Raw genomic sequence first — 24,938 nt, 5'->3', positions numbered from 1 at the left:
TCAGTCGAGCAGCGATCGATACATGACGTGGGCGTCGACTAAGCCGAGGGTGGCGTGGCGGAACGCACCGGGAACGGTGCCGATGATACGGAACCCGCAGGCGGTCCAGACGCGGACGGCGGCCTCGTTCGTGGCGACGACGAGGTTGAACTGCATACCACGATAGCCGAGGCGGCGACATTCCTTTACCGAGTCTTCGCCGAGCGCTCGGCCGATCCCCATGCCCCGGGCAGCGGGATCGACGAGGTACGCGCCGTTGGCGAGGTGCGCGGCGCGGCCCGGCTGGTTCGGCCGCACCGTGTACGACCCGACGACGCGGCCGTCGGCCTCCGCGACGCGAACGTGCGTGCCCGGCGCGAACCAGTAGGCGAGCGCCTGCTCGCGGGAATAGTCGTCGGGGAACGGGAAGGCGTCGCCGGCGGCGACGACGGCGCGGAAGATGGCCCAGATGGCGTCCGAATCGGCGGCGGTGGCGTCCCGCAGGGTCACGTCGGTTCCTCGCGGACGAGGCGGAACAGTGTAATCTCGGGGCGGACGTTGAACCGCACCCGCGTCAGGTGGCCGAGGCCGCGGTTGATGTACAGGCGGCGGCCGTCGCCGAGGTCGAACTCGCCGGCGGTGTACCGCTTGTTCGCCACCGGCAGCAGCGGCGGCGGCAGGAACGGCGGCTTGCACTGCCCGCCGTGCGTGTGGCCGGAGAGAATCCAGCCCCGGTAGCGGCCCCACACGTTCACGTCGGCGGCGTCGGGGTTGTGACACAGCACCAGCCCCGGCGGTTCGGCCGCGAGCGCGGCCTGCACCGTCCGCAGGTCGAAGTTCGGCCCCCACACGTCTTCGAGCCCGGTGAGGCGCAGGCCGGACACGTCCGCGCTCTGGTTCCGCAGCACGCGGACGCCGACGTCGGCGAGGCGCTTCGTGAGCTGGTCGGCGACGCGGGGGTTGTTCCAGCCGGCGCCGTAGTCGTGGTTGCCGAGCACGGCGAAGGTGCCAAGCGACGGCCGCGACAGGTTCTCCAGCAGCTGCGCCGCCTCGTCCACGCGCTCGGTGCCGGTGGCGCTCACGAAGTCGCCGGTGAGCGTGACCACGTCAGGGTTCAGCGCCGACAGCGCGCGGAACGACGCAGCGAGGTAGTCGGGATCGACGCGCGGCCCGACGTGGATGTCGCTGACCTGCGCGAGGGTGCGGCCGACCAGGGCGTCGGGCAGGTCGCGGATCGGGAGGTCGCGGCGGACGAATTCGAGCCAGTGGGGTTCGACGCGCCAGGTGTACAGCCCGAGCCCGAGCCCGGTGAGCGCGGCGGCGCCCCAGAAGCGGCGGCGGGTCAGCCGGGGGAGGCGGCGGGTCATGGTGCCTCTGAGCGGAATTATTGTTGTAGCGGGCGAACCGTTGCGACACCTTCCGCGCCGCGGTTGAACACGCACATAACCCGGATGCGCCACAATGATCCTGTTCCGCCGGCCGACACCTGCCGCGCTCGACGCCTTCCGCGCGGCACAGGCCAAGTTGTCTTTCACCTACCTCTCGGTCGGCTCGACCGCCGCCACGCCGCCGCCGGGGTACACCGTGGACCGCACCCGGGTCCGGCTCGGCGAGGGGGAAGCGGTGTTCCGTACCGCCCGTGCCGCACTGGTGCGCTGGGAGCAGTTCAACCTCGGCTGGGCGAGCGCGCACCCGGCCGACCTGCCGCTGCGGCCCGGCGAGGTGGTTGCGGTCGTGGCCCGGCTCGTCGGCGTTTGGTGGGTGAACGCCGCGCGGATCGCCTACGCCGTGGACGAGCCGACGAGGTTCGGCTTCGCCTACGGCACCCTGCCCGACCACGCGGAATCCGGCGAGGAGCGGTTCCTCGTGGAGTGGGACCGCGCGACCGACACCGTGTGGTACGACATCGTCGCGTTTTCGCGGCCGCGGCACCCGCTGACCCGGCTCGGTTACCCGCTCACCCGCCGCGCCCAGCGCCGCTTCGCCCACGACTCCGCGGCCGCGATGCGGCGGGCCGTCATTTCGCCACCAACACCTTGAGCACGTGCCCGGCCACCTGTTCGCCGAGTGCCGCTGAGCCCTTCGCGGTAAGGTGAACGCCGTCGTTCGAGAACAGTTCGGGGTGCTCAGCCAGCGGCGCGAACAGGTCGTTCACCGGGACCCCCTCCTTCGCCATCACCGCCGCCGCGGCCGCGTTCCGCGCCTTCACGCGGTCGGTCTTCGCGTCCACCTGGTCGAGCTTGCCCGACACGCGAACCGGCGTCGTGTGGCCCCACACCAGCTTGGCCTGCGGAGCACCCTTCCGCAGCACGGCGACCAACTCCGGGAGCGCCTTCGCGTACTCGGCCTCGGTGTAGCCCCAGCCGTGCATCCCGTTGTTGAAGTGGACCACGTCGAACTTCGCCTGCCCGAGCACCAGCCGCACCTCGTCGAGCAGGCCGGGGTCGCCCAGGCTCTTGCTCGTCGCCAGCCGGCATATGATCGCCTTCCCCTTCAGCGCGTCCTCGACGGCCTTGTAGTACCCGCGCGTGATCGAGTCGCCGACCAGGAGCACCCGCGGCTGGCCGGTCGTGTTGTTGCCGGGAATCCACACGTCGAGCCACTCGATGTTCTCGCGCACGACGCGCGGCGAGTCGTCGGCCGCGGCCGGCAGGATGGTGAAAATCAGGAGAAGAATCGCGGTCGCGCTGCGGCGAAGCATGTGGCGGCTCACCGGGATGGGGGGCGGTGGCACACACGGCCCCGCGGGGTGGTATGCTATTCCCGACCCGCCCTCGCCGGACCCATGTCATGCCCCGTGCCCTCCTCGCCGTCGGCGCCACGCTCGCGCTACTGGCCGCCGCGGTTGCGTTCCAGAACCCGGCGCCCGACGCCCCCGCCCCGCCCTCGCCGCTGCCGGTCGCGGTCGCCGCGCCGCAGTACTGGAAGGGGAACCTCCACACGCACTCGCTGTGGTCCGACGGCGACGACTTCCCCGAGATGATCGCCGACTGGTACCGCACCCACGGCTACCACTTCCTGGCGCTCACCGACCACAACGTCCTCGCCGAGGGCGAGAAGTGGGCGCCCGCCGACGGCACCCCGAAGCGCGTCCAGGCCGTGCAGAAGTACGCCGCCCGTTTCGGCGAGCGCTGGCTGGAGCGGCGCGAGAAGGACGGCAAGCCGCAGGTGCGGCTGAAGCCCCTCGCCGAGTACCGCGGGCTGCTGGAGGAGCCGGGCAAATTCCTCCTGGTGCCGGCCGAGGAGATCACCCACAGCTACGCCAAGCGGCCGATCCACATGAACGGCATCAACCTCCGCGACGTGGTGAAGCCGATCGACGGGAAGGACGCGACCGAGACTATCAGCGTGAACCTCCGCCAGGTCGCCGACCAGCGGACGAAGACGGGCCGGTTCATGATCGCCTTCCTGAACCACCCGAACTTCGGCTGGGGCGTCCGCGCCGAGGAGATGCTGCTGGTGGACGGGCTCAAGTACTTCGAGGTGTTCAACGGCCACCCGGGCGTGAAGAATTACGGCGACGAGACGCACGCCTCGACCGAGCGCGTGTGGGACATCGCCCTCGCGCTGCGGCTCGGCAAGCACGGCCTCGGCGTGGTGTACGGCCTGGCGACCGACGACTCCCACGCCTACCACGAGTGGGGCCTGGGCAAGACGAACCCCGGCCGCGGCTGGGTCATGGTGAAGGCCGCTCACCTGACCCCGGACACCGTCGTGAAGGCGATCGACGCCGGCGACTTCTACTCCACGACCGGCGTGCTGCTGGACGACGTGCGGCGCGACGGCGGCGACTACACGCTGAGCATCCGCACCGAGCCGGGCGTGAGTTACAAGACGGAGTTCGTGGCGACGCTGAAGGGGGCCAACCTCGACTCGACGGCCCGGCTCGACAAGGACGGCCAGGAGCTGCCGGTGACGCGGGTGTACGGCGCCGACGTGGGGAAGGTGGTGGCGACCTCGACGGCTGCGCGGCCGAGCTACCGGCTGACCGGGAACGAGCTGTACGTGCGGGCCAAAGTGACGAGCACGAAGCCGCACCCAAACCCGTACGCGAAGGGCGACACGGAAGCCGCCTGGACGCAGCCCGTCACGCCGTAGTGGCGGGAGAACGAAAGCAGGATTAACCACAGAGTCACAGAGAGCACAGAGGGAAGACGAGAAGACCGAGACGGAGCAGAGTCTGAAACCAGACTTTGTCACCACTCTGCTTTTTGTCTTTCCTCTGTGCTCTCTGTGACTCTGTGGTTAATCCTGCGTCTGACTTCCCGATCGATAACGGAAGTCGCAGTGCGTCGCGCCTTCCATCAGCGTCTGCGTGCGGGTGAAGGCGATGGCGGGGTTGAAGCCCTCGATCATCGCCGCGTCGCGGTTGCACGACAGCACCGGCCCCAGGTCGGCGAGCCCGAGCCGGCGGTACATCTCGGCGTACCGGCAGCGCACCACGTCGAACTCGAACGCCTCCGCGTCGTCGCGCCGCACGACGAGTTCGAGCGCGTCGTCGTCGGTCCACCGCTCGACGGCGCGTTTCAGTTCGCGGAGGCCGTTGCCGCCAAGGACCGCGGCCGCGGCACAGCCGCCCTGACGGGCCAGCTCTTTGATGACGCCGGCGGCGATTTCGCGGGCGCGGTCGGCCCCGACCTCGGCGGCGAACACCGCGACCAGCGGGGCGATCACGCCCGCCTCGATCTCGCGCCGGCGGAGAAGCGGTAGTGGGTGCATCATGCGTCGTCCCCGTCGACGGCGTCGAGCGCGGCTCTGGCCTGAACGCGCCAGCGGTCGTTCATGTTGAGAACGCGAACGGTCGCCCGGCCGACCGCTGTCTGCCCCATGATGAGCGGGCCGCGGCGTGCGAAGTGGTCATCCCAACTCTGTGTTCGCGGGTTGAATAGTGGCGCGAGTGCGTCGTCGAAGGAGTCCAGGCCGGCAAGGTTCGGACCCTTGTAACGATTGCAGTGAGGGCAAGCCAGCGCAAGGTTGGACACGTGGTCCGACCCGCCGTGCTGCTTCGGAATCACATGTTCGATCTGGTAGACGTAGTACGGTTCATCGTCCTGCCGCGCACGGCAGTACTCGCACACGCCGGCGGCCCGCTCACGAACCCGTCGCAGGGTCGCACGGTCCATCCGGTCACCTCCCGACGACCGCGCGGGCTTTCGCCTGGAGGACGGCGATCATATTCCCTGCCTGAACCATCGCGTCGTACTCGTCGAGCTCGGCGGGTGTGATCGTACCCCCGGCGTTCTTCTCCGCGTACTCGTCGAGCTTCGCCTGGGTCACGGGGTCGGCGCGGAGTGCCAGAATCCGCCGAGCCACTTCGGGCGTCAGACAGTCGCGGACCGGATCAAGCATCCGGTCAAGGACCGACGGGGTCGCGGTCGCGCTCACGGTGTCTCCTCGGTTGTGGCCGCCGGCACCGGCTCGCCCTTGACGCGGAACAGGAGCAGGTTGCGACCGTACTTCCGCACGTCCCACGCCGGCAGGTCCGGGAGCCGGTCCAGTGGGAAGCCGTCCTCCGCCTGAATTACCAGCACCGACTCGTCCGGCGCCTTCTCCAGGAGCTGATCCACGAGCGTGAGGAACTCGTCGCCGCGCTCGCTCAGGTCGGGGAACGGCGGGCTCAGGAACAGGTTCACCGGAGCGTTCCCGGGTGGAATCCACCGCTCGCCCCAGCGGTACACGTCGGCCTTGAGCACCTGGAGCTTGTCGGCGACGCCGAACTCGGTCGCGTACTTCTGGATCGCGGCCCCGAGTTTACCGTCCTTCTCGACCGAGCGCGTGCCGCTGGCGCCGCGGCTCACGGCCTCCAGCCCGACCACGCCAGTACCGGCGAAAATGTCGTAGAAAAGGCGGCCGGGCACGGCGTTGCCGAGGATGCTGAACAGCGCCTCGCGCACCAGCTGCGGCGTCGGCCGCATCCCCTCATGGACGACGGTGTACACGCGCCGCCCGCGCAGCGATCCGGCCACGATGCGGACCATGGTCTTTTCGTTCATCGGGTCCATTCTACACGCCGACCCGCGGCGGCCGTATCCTCTCCGGATGACTCCGCCCACGAATCCGCCGCGGAAGGCGATGCTCGTCGTCTTCCTGGTGGTCTTCATCGACCTGCTTGGGTTCGGGATCGTCCTCCCGGTGATGCCGCGGCAGGCCGAGCCGTACCTCGGGGAGAAGGGGCTCGCCCTCTCGCCCGCCGCCGCCGGCGTCGCCATCGGCGTGCTGTTCTCCGTGTTCTCGCTCATGCAGTTCGTGTTCTCGCCGGTGTGGGGCCGCATCTCCGACCGCGTCGGCCGCCGGCCCGTGCTGCTCATCAGCCTGCTCGGCTCGGTCGTCTTCTACGCCCTGTACGGGTTCGCGGTCACGCTGCCGGCCGAGTCCGCGGCGCTGGCGCTGGGGCTGATGCTGGCCGCGCGAATCGGCGCCGGCGTCGCGGGGGCGAGTGTCGGCACGGCGGCGGCGGTGATCGCCGACTGTACGACGCCGGAGCGCCGCGCGAAGGGGATGGCCCTGATCGGCATCGCGTTCGGGGCCGGGTTCACGTTCGGGCCGCTAATCGCGTACTTCGGCCTCGCCGCGTTCGACCAGCAGCCGTGGGGCGTCGGCGCCCTCGCCTCCGGACTGTCCCTCGTGGCGCTGCTCCTCGCCGTCGGCATTTTCAAAGAGACGCGCGACCCGTCGAACAAGGCGGGGAAGGAGTTCTTCAGCATGGCACGGACGGCGGAAGTACTGCGGATGCCGACCGTCGGGCCGCTGGTGCTGATTTACTTCCTGGCGATCTGCGCGTTCGCCAACCTGGAGGCGACGCTGGCCCTGCTCACCGAAGCGGCGTTCGGCATGAGCGTCGAGGACAACTTCCTGGTGTTCGCGTTCGTCGGCGCCGTGCTGACGTTCGCCGGCGGGCTGTACCGCCCGCTGGCCAAGCGCGGCGCCGAGCACCGCCTGCTGGCGACGGGCCTCGTGCTGATGATCCTCGGGCTCGCGGGGATGGCCGGCGTGGCGTGGACGGCCGACGCGGGGACGGGCTCGAAGCCGATGTTCTACCTGGCGGTGTCGGTGGCGGTGGTCGGCTTCGCGTTCGTGAACCCGTCCGTATCGGCGCTGGTGTCGAAGCGGGCGGACCCGGCCCGGCAGGGCGAGGTGCTGGGCGTGAACCAGTCGTTCGCGTCGCTCGGCCGCATCATCGGGCCGTTCGTCGGCTCGGTGGCGTTCCAGGCCGACCCGCGGCACGCGACGCCGTACCTGCTGGCGGTCGGGCTGCTGCTGCTGGTCGCGGCGCTGCTCCCGCGGGTGCGGGGCGAACGGCCATGACGCCGGAGCGGATCGCCCTCATCAAGCCGAGCGCGCTGGGCGACGTGGTCCACGCCCTGCCGGTGCTGACGGCGCTGCGCCGATCCTATCCCGCAGCGCATATCACCTGGGTCGTCAACGCCGCGTACGAGCCGCTCCTGATCGGCCACCCCGACCTCACCGACACGCTGGCGTTCGACCGGGGCGCAGTCCGCAAGGGGTGGCGCGCCGCGGCCGCGTACTCGGCCCGGTTCGCCGCCGAACTTCGCGGCCGCCGATTCGACCTCGTCCTCGACCTGCAAGGCCTGCTCCGCTCCGGTCTGATGACGCTCGCTACCGGCGCCCGCCGGCGGGTCGGGTTTGCGAACGCCCGCGAAGGCGCCCGCTTCGCATACACGCAGCGGGTGAAGGTGCCGGACGCCGACCGCATCCACGCGGTCGATCGCTACTGGCGGGTGGCCGAAGCCGTGGGCGCGGGCGACGGCCCGAAGGGCTTCCACGTCCCGCTACGGCCCGACGCCGTGAGCTGGGCGAACGAGCAGCTCGCCGCCCTGCCCCGGCCGCTCGTCGCGGTCGGCGTCGGCGCCCGGTGGGTGACGAAGCGCTGGCCGCCGGGGCACTTCGCGGCGCTGCTGCGGCGGGCACACGCGCACTCCGGCGGGTCGACCGTGTTCGTCGGCGGCGGCGATGACAGCCCGATGTCTCAGGAGGCGGCCCGCGGCCTTACCGGCCCCTCGCTCGACCTCACCGGCAAGACCTCGCTCCCGCAGCTGGCCGCGGTCCTGGCGGCGTGCGACGTGATGCTGTCGAACGACACCGGCCCGCTCCACCTGGCCGCGGCGCTGGGTCGGCCGTGCGTCGCCCCGTATACCTGTACCCGGGCCGCGAAGCACGGTCCCTACGGCTCCCCGGCCGGCGGCGTGGAGACGACGGTGCCGTGCGGCGGCAGCTACCTGAAGACTTGCCCGCACGGGTTCGTCTGCTTCGCGGAACTCACCCCCGACCGGCTGTGGCCGCCGCTCGCCGAGGCACTCGACGCATGGCCCCGCCCCTCCCGTTCCGCCTGACGCTGGCCAGCGGCTCGCACGGCCGCCGGTGGCTGATGTCGCAGGCCGGCTACGCCTTTGACGTGCTCCCCGCCGACATCGACGAGCCGACCGAGGCGCGGCTCGGCGACTGCCGCCACTACGTCGGCGAGCTGGCGTGGCTGAAGGCCGCGGCGGTCGCCCCGAAGGTGTCCGACGGCGTCGTCATCGCCGCCGACACGGTCGGCTGGTTGAACGGCAAGGTGGTCGGCAAGCCGGAAGACGAGGCGGACGCCCGCCGCATCATCACGTCGCTCGCGGGCACGGTTCACGAGTTGTGGACGGGCGTGTGCCTGTGGCGCCGGCCCGGCGACTTCCAGCTGTGTTGGCAGGAGCGAAGTCTGGTGCGGATGAAGGCGCTGACGGCGGCCGAGATCGACGCCTACCTGCGGACGCGGAAGTGGGAGGGGTGCAGCGGGGCCTACGCGATCGAGCTGCCGAACGACCCCTACCTCACCGTCGAGGAGGGGTCGGTGAGCAACGTCATCGGACTGCCCATGGAGTCGCTGGCACGGGCGCTCTCGTGGCTGGGATCGACCGAGCGCCACTGACCTCCGTCACTTCGCCCACGCGGGCGCCACGACCTGCCCGTGCGCCGCCAGCGCGCGGGCCGACACCTGGAGCACGCGCAGGAAGCCCTCGCTGTCGGCGTGGTCGAACGCGCCGATGGCCTCCATGCTGGCGTTCGCCTCGGAGTAAATCTGGTGCGGCACGTCGGCCGCGGCGTCGAACTCGGCGCGGCCCTTGTACAGCTTCAGGCGGATGGTGCCGGTCGCCAGCCGGTTGATCGGCGCGAGCGCCTGCCGGGCCATGTGCGTACCCAGGTCGAAGCCGTAGCCCTGGTAAATCTGCTTCGACACGAAGCCGGACAGGTGGTCGAACAGGTCGCGGCTGCGGCGGTCGAGCACGAGTTGCAGCAGGTAGGCGTAGGCGGTGCCGAGCAGCTCCATGCCCGGCGCCTCGTACACGCCGCGGCTCTTGATGCCGACGAAGCGGTTCTCGACGAGGTGCGTGGCGATGCCGACGGCGTTGCGGCCGCCGATCGCGTTCGCCTGCTGGATCGCCTGGAACGGCGTCGTCGGCTTGCCGTTCAGCGACACCGGCCGGCCCTCCTCGAACCGCACCGTCACTGTCTCGGGCGCCTCGGGGGCGTCGGTCGGCAGCACGCCCATGCCGGGGGTGACGAACCACGGCGGGCAGTCGAGGTGTTCGAGCTTGCCGGCCTCGTGCGTGAGGCCGAGCAGGTTGGCGTCGGTGCTGTACGGGGCGGTCTTGCTCGCGGTGATGGGGAGCTTGTGGCTCTCGCAGTAGTCGATCATTTCGGTGCGGCCGCGGAACCGGGCCAGGAACGCCGGGTCGCGCCACGGGGCGTACACGGTCACGTCCGGGGCGAGCATGTTCGTGCACAGCTGGAACCGCACCTGGTCGTTGCCGCGGCCGGTCGCCCCGTGGCCGAGTACGCCGATGCCGCGCTTCCGCAACTCCGGGACCAGCCCCGCGACGATGACGTGCCGGCCGATGCCGGTCGTGTTCCAGTACGCGCCCTCGTAGCGGGCCTGGAACTGGATCACCTCGACGCCGCTCTCGGCGATCATGTCGTGGAGCGGCACGGCGACGTAGTCGGCGGCGCCGCTGGCGCGCATGCGGCGCTCGATGGCGCCGAAGTCCGTCTCGTCAGGCTGGGCGATGTCGGCGGTGACGGCGACGACCTTGACGCCGTGGTCGGTGAGCCAGCGGGTGACGGTGCAGCTGTCCAGCCCGCCGGATGCGGCGAAGGCGACGGTCTGGCCCTTCAGGTCGGCGACGGTGGTCATCGTAGTGGGTCCTCGGTGTGTGGGGGGTAGCGTATGAACCGGGGCGGCTGCCTTCCGTAGGTCGGGTCGAGTCTTCGAGACCCGACGCGGGGGTGGGGGAGTTCAGCGAGAACGGAGAAACCCGAACCCCCGTGGGTTCGGGTTTCGATCTGAGCTCTGGCGTCGGTGGCGTCCCGTTTCGAGTCTCGAAGCCTCGACCCGACCTACGGAAGCACCGCCGCCCGCCGCCACGCCTGCTCCAGCCCCGCGGGGCCGTCCAGGTCGTACTGCCGGCGCAGCGCCTGGGCGGTGCCATACCGCTGCGTGTCGCGCACGAACATCAGGAAGTGCTGCTCGCCCTTCAACTTCACGAGGTAGTCCACGAGCGTGACGCTGGCGCAGAGGTAGCCCGTCACCTTGTCCGCCGCGGGGAAGTCGGTCAGTTCCAGCAGCGACGCCATCGGCACCAACTCGCCGGCGCGGGCGCAGCGGCTCAGGGTGCGGACGTACCGGCTCACCTCGTCCGGCGACCCGGCCAGCACCGCCATGCCTTCCTCGGCCCACTTCGGCGGCGGGGTGCCGGGGAACAGGTCGGCCAGCACGACGTGCGTGAGTTCGCGCGGCAGCGCGTTCGGGATCAGGTCGGGATCGTCGGCGCGGAGGTCGAGGCGGCGCTCGGTCGGCCGGCCGCCGGACAGCTTGACGGTGGCGTGCCCGGTGCCCGCGGCGGGTCGGTTGGTCATGGCGGCGTAGCACGCGGCGGTCGGGTGCAGGACGATCTCGCACTTCGCGCCCCACGCCCCGCCGGGGGGGCCGCTCCAGCGGGTAAACGTCTCCGCGCGCCTGACCTCGGCCGCGGCGGCGACCGCGTCGGCGAGCGCCTTGTTCCCCTTGTGCCGCACGCGGAAGCTCGGCGATTCTACGGCCTCCCAGTCGCCGGGAACCGCGGCCGCGGGCGCGCCCGCGGCCTTGTTCCCGGCCCGGGCGCGGGCGACGGCCTGCACCTGCTTGCCGACGCGCTCCAGCTCAGCGTTCCCGGGCGCGAGCTTCAGCGCCTCGATCACATCGGCTTCGGCGGCGGCCGCGGCAGTGGGATCGCAGCCGGACGGGTTCACCGTGTCGGCGGCAGCGCGGATGCGGCAGTACGCCCACGCAACGGCCTCGTCCTGCGTCAGCGGCGCGGCCCCGCGGGCGGCCGCGAACTTCGCCGCGGCCTCGGCGTACTTCCCCTGGTTGAACAGCCCCCGCGCCTCGGCCGTGCCCGGCGCCGTTGCGGCGACGGCCGGCGCATCGGGCAACGGTTCGGCAGCGGCCGGCGCCGCTGGCAACGGTGCGGCAGCGCCCGGCGCGTCGGGGAGCATGACCGCGACGGTCATCGTGGCTTCCGCACCGAGCAGCGCCAGCCGGCGGGCGAGGGCCGCGGCGCGCTCGGCGTTCGGGGTGCGTTCAAGCTGCTTCAGCTCGGCGGCGTACGCCCGGCGGAGGGCGTCCAGGAACGGGGCGCGGCCGTCGGCGTTCGGGAGTTGGGTTTCGAGAACGGCGACGGCTTCGGTGGGCCGGTCGGCGGCGAGGTGCTTTTCGGCGGCGGCAATCGCCTGCTGAACGCCGAGCGCCCGTTCGACCGGGTCTTGCCCGGTTGCGGCGGCGGTCAGCGCGAGCACGAGCGCGAGGGGAGCGAGCGAGCGGGACATGCGGCAGCCCTGCCGGAGGGAGCGGGACCGTCCTGGCCCGCCCACGGGGACGGGAGGATATAAGCAGGCGGGGCAGTCGACACAAGGCGGTTTTATCGGAAGCGCCCGACCGCGTGTCGCGTGGTACGATTGACGCCCGCCCGCCCCCGGAGCCGCCCCATGCGTCCGCTGTTCGCCGTGCTCCTGCTGACCTCGTTCGCCTCCCCGGTTGTCGTCGCCGACCCGCCCGCGCCGCGCGCCGAGTTCACGCGGCTCATCGCCCACTGGGACGCTTACGGGGACGACGACTACCTCGCGTTCGTCGCCGAGGCGCGGCCCGAGGTGTGCCAGCTCGGCTTCTACGGCGGCCACTTCTACAGCCTCGTCCACACGCCGGACTACAAGGGTTATCCCGCCCACTTCCCGGTCCGCGGCGTCGCCGAGTGCGGCAAGTGGTTCGAGCAGCGGAACGCCGCCGTCCACAAACTCGGGGCGAAGGTGGTGGGGCACTTCAACGTCACGTTTCTGGTCGGCGAGCCGGACGGCAAGGACGGCCCGAAGGGGTTCTTCAAGTTCTACCGCGACCTGTGGGACGAGAAGGAGTTCGGCCCCAAACCCGTCGCCGACCCGCTGCAACTCCTGGCCCGCAACGCGGACGGCACGCCGATGGCATCCAAGCAGTACAGCATCGGCGGCATGCGCGAGTACACCGCGTGCCTGAACAACCCGCACTGGCGAACCGTGCTGAAGGCCTGGACGAAACGCGCCGCCGAGCGCGGCGTGGACGGCCTGATCGCGAACTACTTCTACCGCCACAACTGCCTCTGCGACCACTGCCAGACCGGCTTTCGCGGCTACCTCGCCGAGCGGCACACGCCCGCCGCGCTGAAGCAGTTCGGCATCGACGACATCAAGACACACAAATTCCCCGAGATCGTCGGATGGCACGACCCGAAGGAGAGCACGCCGCTGCGGCGCGAGATGCTGCGGTGGAGCCAGATCAGCCAGAAGGCGGCGTTCGACGAGGTGTTCGTGCGGTACGCGAAGGGGCTGAAGCCGGGGTTCCTGGTGGCGCAGTGGAACCACCTCGGCGACTTCGGCCAGATTAGCGGCGACGAACGGTGCCTGCTGCCGAAGGAGGTGTGGGGGAAGGACGAGGACTATCTGTGGTACAGCACCGGCGGCGCGGCCAACTTCACCGACCTGGCCGCCGGCGTGCTGGGGGAAGGCACTTTGCAGGCCCGCTACATCCGCGGGGCGTTCGACGACAAGCCGTTCACCCTCGGGAAGTACGAGGCCACGCGGACGCGCGTGGCCATCGCCGAACTCGCTGCGAACGGCGGCGCCCCGATGGGCTTCTACGCCCGCCACAAGGACCCGGAGGCGCGGAAGGAACTGGTCCACTACTACCGCTTCATGGCCGCGAACGATTCGGCCTTCAAGGGGAACCGGCCGCACGCCGAGGCGGTGCTGCTGTTCCCGAGGTCGAAGGTACACCAGGGCGACGTGGCGAGCGTCGAGGCGTTCAAGACAGCCGGCCGCGACCTACTCGACCGGCACGTCCTGTTCGACGTTCTCCCCGACGACCTGGCGACACCGGAACGGGTGAGGGGGTATCGCGCCGTGGTCGATTCCGCGAGAGGAATCGAACTGCCGACGGGATTGAGCACGTTCGCGGCGCCGAAGACCGTCCGCGTGTCGGCGAACGTGTCGGCGTCGGGAAAGGAACTGACCCTCCATTTCGTGAACTACGACCGCGACGAGCCGAAGGAGAAGCGGAGCCCCGGCGGCGGCATCAAGGACGAGAAGCCGCGGGCCGTGGACGGCGTGAAGGCGGACGTGGTGCTACCGGCCGGGGCACGGGTGACCGCGGTGCGCGTCGTGACGCCCGAGGGGGAGCCGGTGGCGGTGCCGTTCGAGGCCCGCGACGGGCGGCTGCGGTTCGCGGTGCCGCGGTTCCTGGTGTACGCCGTCGCACGGGTGGAATTGGCGAAGTAGTTCGGTTCGCCGCTTGCGGCGTAGCGGCGCAAACGCCGCTACGCCGCAAGCGGCGAAACTCATTGCCGCGGCGCCAGGATCGCTCCCATCCGATCCGGCTCCGACTGCGTGCGTTCCAGCTTCGGATACCGCAGCCCGCCGGCGTAGGCCACCGCCGCGGTGCTGAACCAGTCGCCGTTCTCGATCAGCAGTTCCAGCTTCCCGCCCGTCCGCGTCGCGGCCACGGCCGACTTCAGCAGCTCGGGCGTGAACTTCCGCTGGTTCACCGCCACGACCTTCGCCCCCGGCGCCAGCTTCGCCTTCGCCGCCGGGCTGTCCGGGATCACGTCGCCGATCACCCCGTCGGCCGACACCTTCACCCCCAAAGACGCCGTCAGGTCCGTCCCCTTCGACACGCTCTCGTTCGCCTTGAGCGTGTCGTTCGGCTTGTCCGCGTAGCCGAGCGACCAGCCGCCGAGGAGCAACCCGTCGAGCGGCGCGTCGGCCGACGGCAGCGTCACGCGGCGCGTCAGGTGCGTCTTCCAGTCGTAGGGGCAAACCGCGTTCAGCCCGCTCACGATGTCGTCGAACGAGTACCCCTTCACGGCCGGCCGGCCCGCCGGGCACGCGAAGAAGGCGCGGCAGAAGTCGTCGAGCGACTTCGCGCCGTTCGTCTCCTTGCGGATGATCGCGTCGGCTTCGAGCCACAGCAGGGTGCCCTCGTCGTAGTAGTCGAGGGACCGCCGCCACGCCCCCCACGCCCCGCGGGAGCCGGCGAGGACGTGGCTGCTGGTGCCGGTGTCTTCGAGCGGGCGCCAGCTGCGGCCGCGGGCGTTCTTCATCCGCTCCGCGGTGCCGGCCAGGTCGTCGCGCGCCGCCTCCGCCGAGATCAATCCGCTGCGGGCGGTCAGCACCCAGCCGAGGTAGTTGGTGAGCCCCTCGTAGGCCCACAGCATCCGGGTGTCGGGCGTGGCCTGGAAGTCGGGCACGATCATCCCCGCCGGCCGGCGGAACTTGCCGCACCACGCGTGGACGTACTCGTGCGGGAACAGCGACGCCGCGTACAGCCGCAGGTGCGGCGTCTGGAGCGTCATCTCCGACAGCCGGTTGTCGCTGGACTCGTGGTGCTCCAGCCCGCGGAAGCGAATCTTGTCCGAAAGCGCCAGCAGGAACGTGTACGACCCGTACGGCCGCGAGCCGAACATCTTGTCGGACTGCTCGACGAGCTTGTCCCAGCCGGCCTTCACGTCCGCGGGCACGCCCAGCCCCGCCTCGCTGTCGCACGCCAGGAAGACGCGATGCTTGCCGTCGGTGCCGATCGCCACGGATTTCGTGTGGAGCCCGCACAGGAGCGGCGAGTCGATGAGCGTTTCGAGCGTGCACGGGGCGAAGCCGGTGATGTTGTGCCCCTGCTCCACCGGGTTCAGGGCGCTGCCGTGCTTCCACCCCTCGGGCACCGTGAGCGTGAGGCGAAACGGCGTGTCCATCGCCTTCGCCGCCTTCGGGTACACCAGCAGGTCGCAGAAGTTCAGTACCGCGAGCCGGCCGGACGCGACCGTGTTCTGCCGCGCCGGTGGCTCGTTCAGCCCCGGCAGGAGCAGGTCGAACGTGACTTCCACGGCGTTCGCCCCGGCCGGCACGGTGACGTTCACCGCGTGCGAGTCGGCCGGGTCGCGCGTCCACGGCACGTCGGCCCCCTTCGCCTTGACGCGGAACCCGGCCACGTCGGCGAGCGGCGTCGTCGGGCCGTGCGTGCCGGGAATCCACTTCGGGTACAGGAGCGTGAGCGGCCCGGGGGCGGCGGGGATTTCGACCCGTGAGTGAATGATGCGGCCGGACACGTCGGCCAGATCGACGGCGAGTTGCACCGGGTCGGCGGCGCGAGCGGGGGCCGCGAGGAGCAGGAGCGCAAGGAGCGAACGGGGCACGACGGCCTCCGGGGGTTGGGTCAGCGGTACAGCTTGCTCACGGGGTGGCCCGACACGACGCGCTGCGGGCGGTTCGTGAGGTCGTCGTAGTGCGTGTCGGCGGACACGCCGAGGGCGTGGAACAGCGTCGCCGCCAGGTCGCCGGGCGTGGTCGGCTCCGAGCCGGGGTACGCGGCGATGCGGTCCGACCGACCCACGACGGCGCCCGGCGTCACACCCGCGCCGGCCAGCACCACCGAGTAGCAGCCACCCCAGTGCTTGCGGCCCGGTGTCGTGCCCGCGAAGTTTTTCTCCAGCGCCACCAGCGGCGCCCGGCCGAACTCGCCCATGACGCACACCAGCGTCGAGTCCAGCAGCCCGCGCTGGTGCAAGTCCTCCAGGAACGCCGAGACCGAATGGTCGAACCGCGGCAGGAGATGGTCCTTCAGCGCCTCGAAGATGTCGTTGTGGGTGTCCCAGCCGTAGGCGTCGGTGTCGTCGGGGGCGTCGTCCTGGCCGCGGATGCCGTGGTTGAAGAACACCGTCGTCCACGGCACCCCCGCTTCGACCAGCCGCCGGGCCATCAGGCACGCTTGCCCGGAGCGATGGAGCCCGTACCGCTCGCGCACCGCGGCCGGCTCGCGCGACAGGTCGAAGGCGGCGCGCACCTGCGGGGCGCGGATCAGCTCGAACGCCTGCCGCGCCAGCGTCACGCGGTCGGCCGCGGCGGGGAGCCGCACGTCCGTCCGCGCCGCGGCTTCGAGTCGGTTTGCAAGTGCCTCGCGGCCGCCGAGGCGGTCGGGAGTAACGCCGGCGGGGAGGTCGAGCCCTTCGAGGAAGCGGTCGGTTTCGAGGACGTTGCCGATCTCGAACGGCTCGAACCCGCGGCCGAGGAAGCCGCCATACTGGCCGGGCGACACTTCCTTCGGGGCCAGCAGCGGCCCGTTGACGTGGACCGCGGTGTGCGGGAACGTTCTCGCCGGCCGCACCCGCTTCAGCACCGCCCCGAGCGCCGGGAAGTCGGTCGGCCGCGGCGGCGGGTTGGACGACTTCCGCGGGTGGAACTGCCCCGTCAGCGCCAGGTAGCACGCCGACCCGTGGTCGAGGTCGTCGTGCGTCATCGACTTCAGCACGGCGTAGCGGTGGCTCAGCGCCGCGAGCCGCGGCATGTGCTCGCACACGCGCAGGCCCGGCGTGCGGGTGCCGATCGTGCGGAAGACGCCGCGGATTTCCTCGGGCGCGTCCGGCTTCGGGTCCCAGGTGTCGAGCTGGCTTTGACCGCCGCTGGTGAAGACGACGACGACCGACCTGGCGCGGCCGAACCCGGGCGAGCCGGCCGGCGCCGCACCCGCAAGGAGCGCGGGCGCGGCGAGGCGAAGCAGCTCGCGGCGGCTGGGCGGGCGGCCGGTTGAACCGAGTTGCGCGGACACGCCGGTCATGGGGTGGATTATCTCCGAAGCCGGCCCGCGGTGCCAGCGGCCGCCGTCATACAATCGACCTCATGCGGTTCGAGCAGATCACGATTGTGGGTGTCGGCCTGATCGGCGGGTCGGTCGGACTCGCCGCGAAGGCGAAGGGCGTGGCCGCCCGCGTGGTCGGCGTCGGCCGCGACCGCGCGAAACTCGACGCCGCCGTGACGCTCGGCGCCATCGACGCCGGCACCACGTCGCTGGCCGAAGGCGTGGCCGGGGCTTCGCTCGTCGTCGTGTGTACGCCGGTCGATCGCATCAGCAGCACCATCGTTGATGCGGCGCCATTTGCCCCACCCGACGCGCTCTTCACCGACGCCGGCAGCACGAAGCGTAACCTCCACGCCGCGGCGCGGGCGGCGCTGAAGCCGGGGCAGGCGTTCGTTCCCGCCCACCCGCTGGCCGGCTCCGAGAAGGCCGGCTGCGAGCACGGCCGTGCCGATCTGTTCGAGAGCCGAGTCAACATCCTCACGCCGGAACCCGGCGACGAGGCCGCGGCGGAGCGCGTCGCTACCTTCTGGCGCGCGCTCGGCTCTCGCGTCGTCCGCATGACCGCCGACGACCACGACACCGCACTGGCCACGACGAGCCACCTGCCGCACGTCGTCGCCGCGACGACGGCCGGCGTGACGCCGCCGGAGTGGCTGCAACTCACGGCCGGCGGCTGGCGCGACACCACCCGCATCGCGGGCGGCGACCCCGGGATGTGGGTGCCGATCTTTCTCGCCAACCGCGACGCGGTGCTGGCGGCGACGCAACAATTCACGACACGACTGGCCGAGTTCCGGCTGCTGCTGGAGGCCGGCGACGGGGCCGGCCTCGGGCGGTGGCTGGCCGAGGCCAAGCAGGTGCGCGATGCTCTGGGAAGTGGAAATCCGGCCGCTCGGGCGTGACGGCGAGCGCGAGCGGGTGTGCGACGAGTTCGACCTGCTGACGCACGCCCAGCGCGGCGGCGACCTCGTCGCTGCCAGCGCCCGCGGCGTGCTGCTGGAGGGCGAGCTCACCGAGGCCGACGCCGCCCGCCTCGCCGCCGAGGTGCTGGTCGATCCGCTGATCGAATCCGGCCTCGTCCGCGCCGCCGGCGGCAGCAGCGAGTTGGCGTACACCGTGCTGCTGAAGCCGGGCGTGATGGACCCGGTGGCGCAGACCGTCCTCGACGTGTGCCGGATGCTGAAGCTGCCGGTCGCGGCGGTCCGCACCTTCCGCCGCTACTTCGGCCCGCCGGAGCTCTCGTCCCCCGACCGCGACGTGCTGTTCCGCAAGGTGCTGGCCAACGACGCCATCGAGCACATCGTGGTCGGCCCCGTCCGCGCCGACCACCTCGGGCTCGGCTCCGCCTACTCGTTCCAGCGCGTCACCGTCCCGCTCCGCGGCCTGGACGACGCCGGGCTCGTCAAGCTGAGCAAGGACGGGATGCTCGCGCTGACGCTGGACGAGATGACGGCCGTACAGCGCCACTTCCGCGAGGTCGGCCGCGACCCGTCGGACGTGGAGTTGGAGACTATTGCGCAAACGTGGTCCGAGCACTGCTCGCACAAGACGCTGAAGGGGACGATCACCCTCACCGACCACACGACCGGCGAGACGCGGACGTACAAGAACCTCCTCAAGGAAACCGTCTTCGCCGCGACGCAGGCCATCCGCCAGAAGCTCGGCGACGACGACTGGTGCGTCAGCGTGTTCGCCGACAACGCCGGCGTGGTGAAGTTCGACGACGCGAACCACCTGTGCTTCAAGGTCGAGACGCACAACCACCCGTCGGCGATCGAGCCCTACGGCGGCGCGAATACCGGCCTCGGCGGCGTCGTCCGCGACCTGCTCGGCACCGGCCTCGGCGCCCGCCCGATCTGCAACACCGACGTGTTCTGCTTCGCCCCGCCGGACCTGTCGCCGGACAACCTGCCGCAGGGCGTGCTCCACCCGCGGCGCGTGATGCACGGGGTCGTGGCCGGGGTGCGCGACTACGGCAACCGCATGGGCATCCCCACCGTGAACGGGGCCGTGCTGTTCGACGAGCGCTACCTCGCCAACCCACTCGTGTTCTGCGGCACCGTCGGCATCATTCCCGCCGACAAGGCGTTCAAGCAGGTTCACCCCGGCGACCTGGTCGTCGCCGTCGGCGGGCGCACCGGCCGCGACGGCATCCACGGCGCGACGTTCTCGTCGCTCGAACTCACCCACGAGTCCGAGACGGTGAGCGGCGGCGCAGTTCAAATCGGTAACGCGATCACCGAGAAGAAGGTCGCCGACGTGATCCTGCAGGCCCGCGACCGCGGCCTGTTCAGCGCCATCACCGACTGCGGGGCCGGCGGGTTCAGCTCGGCCGTGGGCGAAATGGGGGCCGAGCTCGGCGCCGCGGTGGACCTCGACGCCGCACCGCTGAAGTACGACGGCCTCAGCTACACGGAAATCTGGATCAGCGAGAGCCAGGAGCGGATGGTGCTGTCGGTGCCCCCGGCGAAGTGGGCCGAGCTGAAGGCGCTGTGCGACGCCGAGGACGTGGAAGCGGCCGTGCTCGGCACCTTCGAGGCGACCGGCCGGCTGAAGCTCCGGTTCAACGGGAACGAGGTCGCCGACCTGGACATGCACTTCCTGCACGACGGCCGGCCCACCCAAGTGCGGAGCGCGGAGTACACGCCGCCCGCTCCGGTGGCTACCGGCGCCCCGCAGACGCTCGCCCCGCAGGAGGCGCTGACCCGCATCCTGGGCCATTACTCGGTCTGCTCGAAAGAATGGATCGTCCGCCAGTACGACCACGAGGTGCAGGGGGGCAGCGTCGTCAAGCCGCTGGTCGGGGTGAAGAACGACGGCCCTTCGGACGCCGCGGTGGTAATGCCCGTACTCGGCTCGTGGACCGGTGCCGCGGTCGGCTGCGGCGTGAACCCGCAGTACGCCGACCTCGACCCGTACCACATGGCCGCGTGCGCGATCGACGAGGCGGTCCGCAACGTCGTCGCCGTCGGCGCCGACCCGAGCCGCACGGCCATCCTCGACAACTTCTGTTGGGGGAATGTGAACGACCCGAAGGTGCTCGGGGCGCTGGTCCGCACCGCGGAGGCGTGCCACGACGTGGCGGTGGCGTACGGCACGCCGTTCATCAGCGGCAAGGACAGTTTGAACAACACCTACGCCGGCAAGCACGGCGAGCGGCTCGACATCCCGAGCACGCTCCTGGTGTCGGCCCTCGGCCGCGTCCCGGACGTGCGGAAGTGCGTGACGATGGACCTGAAGGAGCCCGGCAACGACCTGTACGTCGTCGGCCTCACCCGCGACGAACTCGGCGGCTCGCACCTGCATCTGGTCACGGGCCGCAGCGGCGGCGGGGTGCCGAAGGTCGATCTTCAACAAGCGCCAAAGGTGTTCGCGGCCGTTCACCGCGCCATTGCCGACGGGCTGGTGCGCTCGTGCCACGACCTGAGCGAGGGCGGGCTGGCGGTGGCGCTGGCGGAGATGGCGTTCGCCGGCGGCGTCGGGGCGGACGTCACCGGGCTGTCACATCTCCCCGGCGCCGACGGGCTTACGGACGAGGCGCGGCTCTTCAGCGAGTCGCCGACCCGGTTCGTGATCGAGGCGAAGCCGGGCGCCGCGGCCGGGCTGGCGGCGGCGTTCGCGGGGCTGCCGCTGGCGAAGGTCGGCGTGACGCTCGCGGAGCCGCGGCTGCGCGTCGCCGGGGCTGGCGGCGAGTGGCTCATCTGGGCGAAGTTGGCGGAGCTGAAGGAGGCGTGGCAGAAGCCGCTGCGGTGGTGACGGTACGTATGAGGCCACGTCATTCTGGCGACGTGACATGTTTCCGCGACCCCACCCCCACCGCGCGGAAACAAGGATTTCCGCCCGAACGTCACCCGCGGGACCAGGCGAGCGTTCGCCGCAAGCCCTCCTCGAAACTCACCTTCGGGACGAAACCCAGCTCCGCGGTGATCCGCTCGATCTTCGCACGAGAGTGCCGAATGTCGCCGGCGCGGGCCGGGCCGTGCGTCGGGACGACGCTCGTCCCCAGCTGCGAGTTCAGAGTGTCGAGCAGTTGGAGTAGCGTCACGCTGCGTCCGGTTCCCACGTTGAAGACACGGCCCGACACGCCCGGCGTGTCCGCGGCGAGGATCAGGGCGCGGGCCACGTCCTCGACGGCCACGAAGTCGCGCGACTGCAAGCCGTCGCCGTGGACGCTCGGCACCCGGCCCGCGGCCAGCATGGCGCTAAAGATGGCGATCACGCCCGAGTACGGGCTGTCGGGCCGCTGCAGGGGGCCGAACACGTTGAAGAAGCGGAGCCGCACCGTCTCCAGGCGGTAGCTCGCCGCGAACGCCTGACAGTAGAACTCGCCGGCCAGTTTCGCCGCGGCGTAGGGCGAGAGGGCGCACAGCGGCGTGTCTTCGCCCTGGCCCGCGGGGTCGTCGGCGCCGCCGTAGGCGCTGGCGCTGCCGGCGTAGACCAGGCGCCGCACGCCGGCGTTCCGCGCCGCGTCGAGCACGTGCAGGGTGCCGGTGGCGTTCACGGCGTGGTTCAGGCCGGGGTCTTCGACGCTCTTGGCCACCGAGGCCAGTGCTGCGAGGTGGAACACGACCTCGCAGCCCGCCACGGCCCGCGCCACTGCCGCGGGGTCCGTGAGGCAGCCTTCCACGAACTCGACGCCGGCCGGTACGTTGGTGCGGAGTCCGGTGCTGAGGTTGTCGAAGACGCGGACCGGCCGGCCGGCGGCGAGCAGCGCTTCGACCAGGTGCGAGCCGATGAACCCCGCCCCGCCCGTGACCAGATGCAGTCCAGCCATACGACCTCCCGAAACGATACCGAGCCCCGGGATCACCCGGGGCTCGGTAGTTCTACAGGGCCAGGGTCACTTCCCGAACTTCCCGTCCGGCGGCGGGATGGTCGGCAGCCCACTCTTCGCGCCCGGGGTGGGCATCGGCATCGGGGCCGACTTCGCCGGGGCGTCGCTGCGGGGCGTGGCGAGTGGGGCGGCCAGGGGCACCGGGACGCGCGGCGGGGCGTCGGGGAGGCCGACCCCCTGGTACGGGATCGGGCACACGTCCTCCCAGCGGTGCCACTGCGTCTGGAAGTAGCCGTAGCACGCACCCGGCCGCAGCTGGCCGACCACCGGCTTCCTCGGGCTGCACGTGTTGCACGTCTTGCACCCGCCCAGCCTGCACGGGGCGCCGCCCGGTCCCGCGGCGCAGGTCGGGCAGCCTTCCGCAACCGGGGCCGCGGGCACCACGACGATCGGCTCGTCGGCGGCGGTCGCCAGCCCAACCGACCCCGCTACTACTCCGACGGCCGCGAACCGGCCGAGCACACGTCCGACGTTCATCGCCCCACTCCTGTTCGGGATTCCGGGTCGGTCCTCGACCCGTGTACTCGATCCGCTACCGCTTCGCACCGCCGACCGGAATGCCGTTGCCCGACGTCCGCGGGGCCGCCGCGCCGCCGATGGCGTTCGCCGTGGCGGCGCCGGTCATCGCCGTGTTCATCAGCCCCATCGCACCCGTGCCGCGGTACGGCACGGGTCCGCCGAATCCGCCGCCGCCGGCGGCGAACGGCACGCCCTGGCCGCGGTACGTCGGGTACCAGTGGCTCAGGTTGTTGAACGTCGCACCTCGGCCCGTCGGGCTGGACATCGGGTTGACGCCGAAGGCCAGGAATTGCTGCAGGTTGGCGACGGCCGCGTTCGTCTGGTTCAGCTGGTTCAACACCGCCGCCTGTTGGACGCCGGCGCCGAACCCGTACGGGTTGAAGCCACCCGCACCCGCGCCGTACCCGTAGTACCCGCCGCCGGGCGAGTACAGATTCGAGTACGAACTGAACGTCGGCCGTCGCGGCGGCGCGATCGGCTGGGCCGCGACCTCGCCCGCGCACGCAATGAGCACGAGGGCGACGGCGGGGGTGCGGACGCGCATGGTGCGACTCTCGGGGGGTGGGGCGACGGGGCTACCCCCCATGCTATGCCGCCTGCCAACGACATCGGCGGCGGCGGGCTTGCTTCCGCAAGCCCGCCGCCGCCGTGGGGAGATTCCCGGGGCCGGTCGGCCGCACCCCGGGCACTACCGCTACCGTCAGAACCCGACCGGGATGAACGGCTGCACCCCGTTCTGACCGTTCTGCTGGGTGAAGGTCTGGTACGTGGACGCCCCGAGCAGTACGCTGCCCATCGTCCGGTTGATCGGAGCGAGCACCCGGGCCAGGTAGGTGTCGAACTTCGTCAGCGGCTGGCTCAGAATGTACACCCGGTCGCCCGGCAGCAACTGGTAGTTCGTCTTCACCTGCCCGCGCTGTGTGATCCCGCACCAGTCCACGGGCAGAATCTGGTCCGCGGCGCAGTCCGTCGGCGCGGGCCGGGCCACCCAAATCTTCTTGCTCGACACCGCCGACAGGCCGCCGATGTTCGACACCGCGTCGAGCACCGTCTCGTTGCCGACGTGCGGCAGCCGTACGACCTGTTCGCCGGCCCCGGCGAAGTCAGTGATCACGTAGTAGAACTTGCTGTTGAACGCGTACACGTCCACGTTCACTTCCGGCCGGTACAGGTAGCGCGACAGGTGCTTCTCGATCTCCGCCTTGGCCTGGGCGATGGTCATGCCGGCCACGTACACGCTGCCGTAGCTGCCGAGGCCGACCGTACCGTCCGGCCGCACGATGTGCTGGCCGCTCACCGCCTGCGCCCCGCGGCTCTGGGCCAGCGACACGGTCACCGTGCCGTTCGGGGCCACGGCCTTCACCTTCGCCTGTACGGCCGCCTGAATCTGCTCGGTCGTCAGGTCGGCGACCCGCACCACCCCGCCGTAGGCCGGGCCGAGGTTGATCGTGCCGTCCGGGTCCACCGGGTACAGGCCGTTGATCGGGTCGGTGTCGAACACGCCGCGGGCGCTGACGTACAGCACGTCCAGCGGCTCGACCCGGTATGGCGGCAGCGGGATCAGCCGCGTCGCCTCAATGATCAGGATGTCCGGCGTCTCGATGACGTAGGGCGGCAGCGTCACCTTGTTCAGTTCCCGCGGCACGGGCAGTTCGGGGATGCAGCACGGGTCGAATTTCGGCGGCTTGCAGCACTTGTGACCGCTCGGCAGGCTGTGACACCCGCCCCCGAAGGCGGCCAGCACGGCGACGACCGCCGCGGCCACCAGCCTCCGGTTGACGCTCAGGCGGACCATCGCAACTCCTCCGGCACGGAACGGGGGTCGACTCGCAGGGGGCGCCGCGCATTCGGCACGGCCGCACCTCCCGGACTAGCCCTCTTCATCGGCCCACCCGGATTCCCGCTGTAACCAAAACCCCCCGTCATTCCCGAACCGCCCGGCCGGCCAGAAACCGCCCGAAGCCGCTTGACACGCCCCAAGTCCCAGTTTTGCCAGCCCACGCGGTCGTGACACTCGAGCCGGCGTCATTGTGTGTAGCCGACCCCCCGGGGGGTCAGGGCACGCATTGAGTCAATGACACGAAAGAGTGTGAGACCGAGTCTCAACCCTGTTTCCGCGCCACAACAGGCGCCACCCGCAGGGTTTCCCATGCAAGGGTCCCGCAGATCGGCCTTCCGCTTGACAGCTGCCCTTTCGTATCCTGTGGTTGATCCAGTACAGTAAGCCGGATTGGTGGGGACGTAACGGTTGGAGCACGGGCGTTACAGATGGTTTGCACCACCGCGGTAATCCTTGCCGGGTGCCGCCTGAACACTCACAAACGGGCAAGAATCGCCCGTGTCGCGTCGGCGGCGTAACTTCCGCCAGGCCAAACGCTTCCGTGAACGCGGTAGCTGTGCGGGTTTTGCCCCCGCCACGAATCCCCGTTC

23 protein-coding genes are annotated in these 24,938 nt (G+C 70.9%); 8 read left to right on the top strand and 15 right to left on the bottom strand.

Going from position 1 to position 24,938, the window contains the following annotated elements:
* Complete coding sequence (locus ETAA1_RS09960) at positions 1-489, bottom strand: GNAT family N-acetyltransferase (RefSeq protein WP_145237065.1); 489 nt, start codon at positions 487-489, stop codon at positions 1-3.
* Complete coding sequence (locus tag ETAA1_RS09955; protein WP_145237062.1) at positions 486-1,346, bottom strand: metallophosphoesterase; 861 nt, start codon at positions 1,344-1,346, stop codon at positions 486-488. The genes ETAA1_RS09960 and ETAA1_RS09955 overlap by 4 nt, the downstream gene beginning before the upstream one ends.
* Before the next feature lie 94 nt (positions 1,347-1,440).
* On the opposite strand from ETAA1_RS09955, the gene ETAA1_RS09950 reads away from it, so the two are divergent.
* Positions 1,441-2,019, top strand: coding sequence for a DUF1990 family protein (locus tag ETAA1_RS09950; protein ID WP_145237059.1), 579 nt, complete (start codon positions 1,441-1,443; stop codon positions 2,017-2,019).
* On the opposite strand, the gene ETAA1_RS09945 is transcribed toward ETAA1_RS09950, so the two are convergent.
* Entirely contained in the window at positions 1,997-2,680 is a 684-nt protein-coding gene (locus tag ETAA1_RS09945; RefSeq protein ID WP_145237056.1) for an SGNH/GDSL hydrolase family protein, read from the bottom strand. The genes ETAA1_RS09950 and ETAA1_RS09945 overlap by 23 nt on opposite strands.
* 89 nt (positions 2,681-2,769) lie before the next feature.
* Here ETAA1_RS09945 and ETAA1_RS09940 point away from each other — a divergent pair, with 89 nt between their 5' ends.
* Positions 2,770-4,077: a CehA/McbA family metallohydrolase domain-containing protein gene (locus ETAA1_RS09940; RefSeq protein ID WP_145237052.1), complete on the top strand. Its 1,308-nt coding sequence runs from the start codon at positions 2,770-2,772 to the stop codon at positions 4,075-4,077.
* A 147-nt stretch (positions 4,078-4,224) separates the two neighbouring features.
* On the opposite strand, the gene ETAA1_RS09935 is transcribed toward ETAA1_RS09940, so the two are convergent.
* Genes ETAA1_RS09935 through ETAA1_RS09920 form a run of 4 tightly spaced genes read right to left on the bottom strand, consistent with a single transcriptional unit; the run spans position 4,225 to position 5,972 of the window.
* Positions 4,225-4,701, bottom strand: coding sequence for an L-2-amino-thiazoline-4-carboxylic acid hydrolase (locus tag ETAA1_RS09935; RefSeq protein ID WP_202920803.1), 477 nt, complete (start codon positions 4,699-4,701; stop codon positions 4,225-4,227).
* The gene (locus ETAA1_RS09930; RefSeq protein WP_145237050.1) at positions 4,698-5,102 is read right to left on the bottom strand and encodes an HNH endonuclease; all 405 of its coding nucleotides are present in this window, start codon (positions 5,100-5,102) and stop codon (positions 4,698-4,700) included. Before ETAA1_RS09930 ends, ETAA1_RS09935 begins: the two co-directional genes overlap by 4 nt.
* 4 nt (positions 5,103-5,106) lie before the next feature.
* Positions 5,107-5,364 (bottom strand): hypothetical protein, encoded by a 258-nt coding sequence (locus ETAA1_RS09925; protein WP_145237047.1) that lies wholly within the window; start codon positions 5,362-5,364, stop codon positions 5,107-5,109.
* Positions 5,361-5,972, bottom strand: a complete 612-nt coding sequence (locus ETAA1_RS09920) for an RsmD family RNA methyltransferase (protein WP_202920802.1) — start codon at positions 5,970-5,972, stop codon at positions 5,361-5,363. The genes ETAA1_RS09925 and ETAA1_RS09920 overlap by 4 nt, the downstream gene beginning before the upstream one ends.
* Positions 5,973-6,018: 46 nt before the next feature.
* Here ETAA1_RS09920 and ETAA1_RS09915 point away from each other — a divergent pair, with 46 nt between their 5' ends.
* Genes ETAA1_RS09915 through ETAA1_RS09905 form a run of 3 tightly spaced genes read left to right on the top strand, consistent with a single transcriptional unit; the run spans position 6,019 to position 8,899 of the window.
* Positions 6,019-7,284 (top strand): MFS transporter, encoded by a 1,266-nt coding sequence (locus ETAA1_RS09915; protein WP_202920801.1) that lies wholly within the window; start codon positions 6,019-6,021, stop codon positions 7,282-7,284.
* Entirely contained in the window at positions 7,281-8,330 is a 1,050-nt protein-coding gene (locus ETAA1_RS09910) for a glycosyltransferase family 9 protein (protein WP_145237038.1), read from the top strand. Before ETAA1_RS09915 ends, ETAA1_RS09910 begins: the two co-directional genes overlap by 4 nt.
* The gene (locus tag ETAA1_RS09905) at positions 8,303-8,899 is read left to right on the top strand and encodes a Maf family protein (protein WP_145237035.1); all 597 of its coding nucleotides are present in this window, start codon (positions 8,303-8,305) and stop codon (positions 8,897-8,899) included. The genes ETAA1_RS09910 and ETAA1_RS09905 overlap by 28 nt, the downstream gene beginning before the upstream one ends.
* A gap of 6 nt (positions 8,900-8,905) precedes the next feature.
* Here the strand turns inward: ETAA1_RS09905 and argG are convergent, their stop codons facing one another.
* Together argG and ETAA1_RS09895 are read right to left on the bottom strand one after the other, a co-directional pair.
* Entirely contained in the window at positions 8,906-10,162 is a 1,257-nt protein-coding gene (gene argG / locus ETAA1_RS09900; RefSeq protein WP_145237032.1) for an argininosuccinate synthase, read from the bottom strand.
* Positions 10,163-10,365: 203 nt separating this feature from the next.
* Positions 10,366-11,832 (bottom strand): hypothetical protein, encoded by a 1,467-nt coding sequence (locus ETAA1_RS09895; protein ID WP_145237029.1) that lies wholly within the window; start codon positions 11,830-11,832, stop codon positions 10,366-10,368.
* Between the two features lie 159 nt (positions 11,833-11,991).
* Here ETAA1_RS09895 and ETAA1_RS09890 point away from each other — a divergent pair, with 159 nt between their 5' ends.
* Positions 11,992-13,809 carry a hypothetical protein gene (locus tag ETAA1_RS09890; protein ID WP_145237026.1) on the top strand — a complete coding sequence of 606 codons (1,818 nt, stop codon included), beginning with the start codon at positions 11,992-11,994 and terminating at the stop codon, positions 13,807-13,809.
* 59 nt (positions 13,810-13,868) lie between these two features.
* Here ETAA1_RS09890 and ETAA1_RS09885 read toward each other — a convergent pair whose 3' ends face one another.
* Both ETAA1_RS09885 and ETAA1_RS09880 read right to left on the bottom strand, forming a co-directional pair.
* On the bottom strand, positions 13,869-15,716 hold the full coding sequence (locus ETAA1_RS09885) for a M61 family metallopeptidase (protein WP_145237023.1): 1,848 nt from the start codon (positions 15,714-15,716) through the stop codon (positions 13,869-13,871).
* Between the two features lie 20 nt (positions 15,717-15,736).
* A complete protein-coding gene (locus ETAA1_RS09880; RefSeq protein WP_145237020.1) occupies positions 15,737-17,134 on the bottom strand; it encodes a DUF1501 domain-containing protein in 1,398 nt (465 codons plus the stop codon).
* A gap of 62 nt (positions 17,135-17,196) precedes the next feature.
* Here ETAA1_RS09880 and ETAA1_RS09875 point away from each other — a divergent pair, with 62 nt between their 5' ends.
* Together ETAA1_RS09875 and purL are read left to right on the top strand one after the other, a co-directional pair.
* Positions 17,197-18,057, top strand: coding sequence for a prephenate dehydrogenase (locus tag ETAA1_RS09875; RefSeq protein ID WP_145237017.1), 861 nt, complete (start codon positions 17,197-17,199; stop codon positions 18,055-18,057).
* The gene (gene purL / locus ETAA1_RS09870) at positions 18,020-20,911 is read left to right on the top strand and encodes a phosphoribosylformylglycinamidine synthase subunit PurL (RefSeq protein WP_145237014.1); all 2,892 of its coding nucleotides are present in this window, start codon (positions 18,020-18,022) and stop codon (positions 20,909-20,911) included. Before ETAA1_RS09875 ends, purL begins: the two co-directional genes overlap by 38 nt.
* Positions 20,912-21,002: 91 nt before the next feature.
* Here purL and ETAA1_RS09865 read toward each other — a convergent pair whose 3' ends face one another.
* From ETAA1_RS09865 to ETAA1_RS09850, 4 genes are all read right to left on the bottom strand, one after another.
* Positions 21,003-21,929 (bottom strand): NAD-dependent epimerase/dehydratase family protein, encoded by a 927-nt coding sequence (locus tag ETAA1_RS09865; protein ID WP_145237011.1) that lies wholly within the window; start codon positions 21,927-21,929, stop codon positions 21,003-21,005.
* A gap of 66 nt (positions 21,930-21,995) precedes the next feature.
* Positions 21,996-22,466: a hypothetical protein gene (locus ETAA1_RS09860; RefSeq protein ID WP_145237008.1), complete on the bottom strand. Its 471-nt coding sequence runs from the start codon at positions 22,464-22,466 to the stop codon at positions 21,996-21,998.
* A gap of 55 nt (positions 22,467-22,521) precedes the next feature.
* Positions 22,522-23,052, bottom strand: coding sequence for a hypothetical protein (locus tag ETAA1_RS09855; protein ID WP_145237006.1), 531 nt, complete (start codon positions 23,050-23,052; stop codon positions 22,522-22,524).
* 156 nt (positions 23,053-23,208) lie between these two features.
* Positions 23,209-24,303, bottom strand: a complete 1,095-nt coding sequence (locus ETAA1_RS09850; RefSeq protein ID WP_145237003.1) for a polysaccharide biosynthesis/export family protein — start codon at positions 24,301-24,303, stop codon at positions 23,209-23,211.
* Positions 24,304-24,938: the final 635 nt, after the last annotated feature.

It is taken from the genome of Urbifossiella limnaea (genome assembly GCF_007747215.1).
GTDB lineage: Bacteria > Planctomycetota > Planctomycetia > Gemmatales > Gemmataceae > Urbifossiella > Urbifossiella limnaea.
This window is presented reverse-complemented; position numbering and strand designations above follow the sequence as displayed.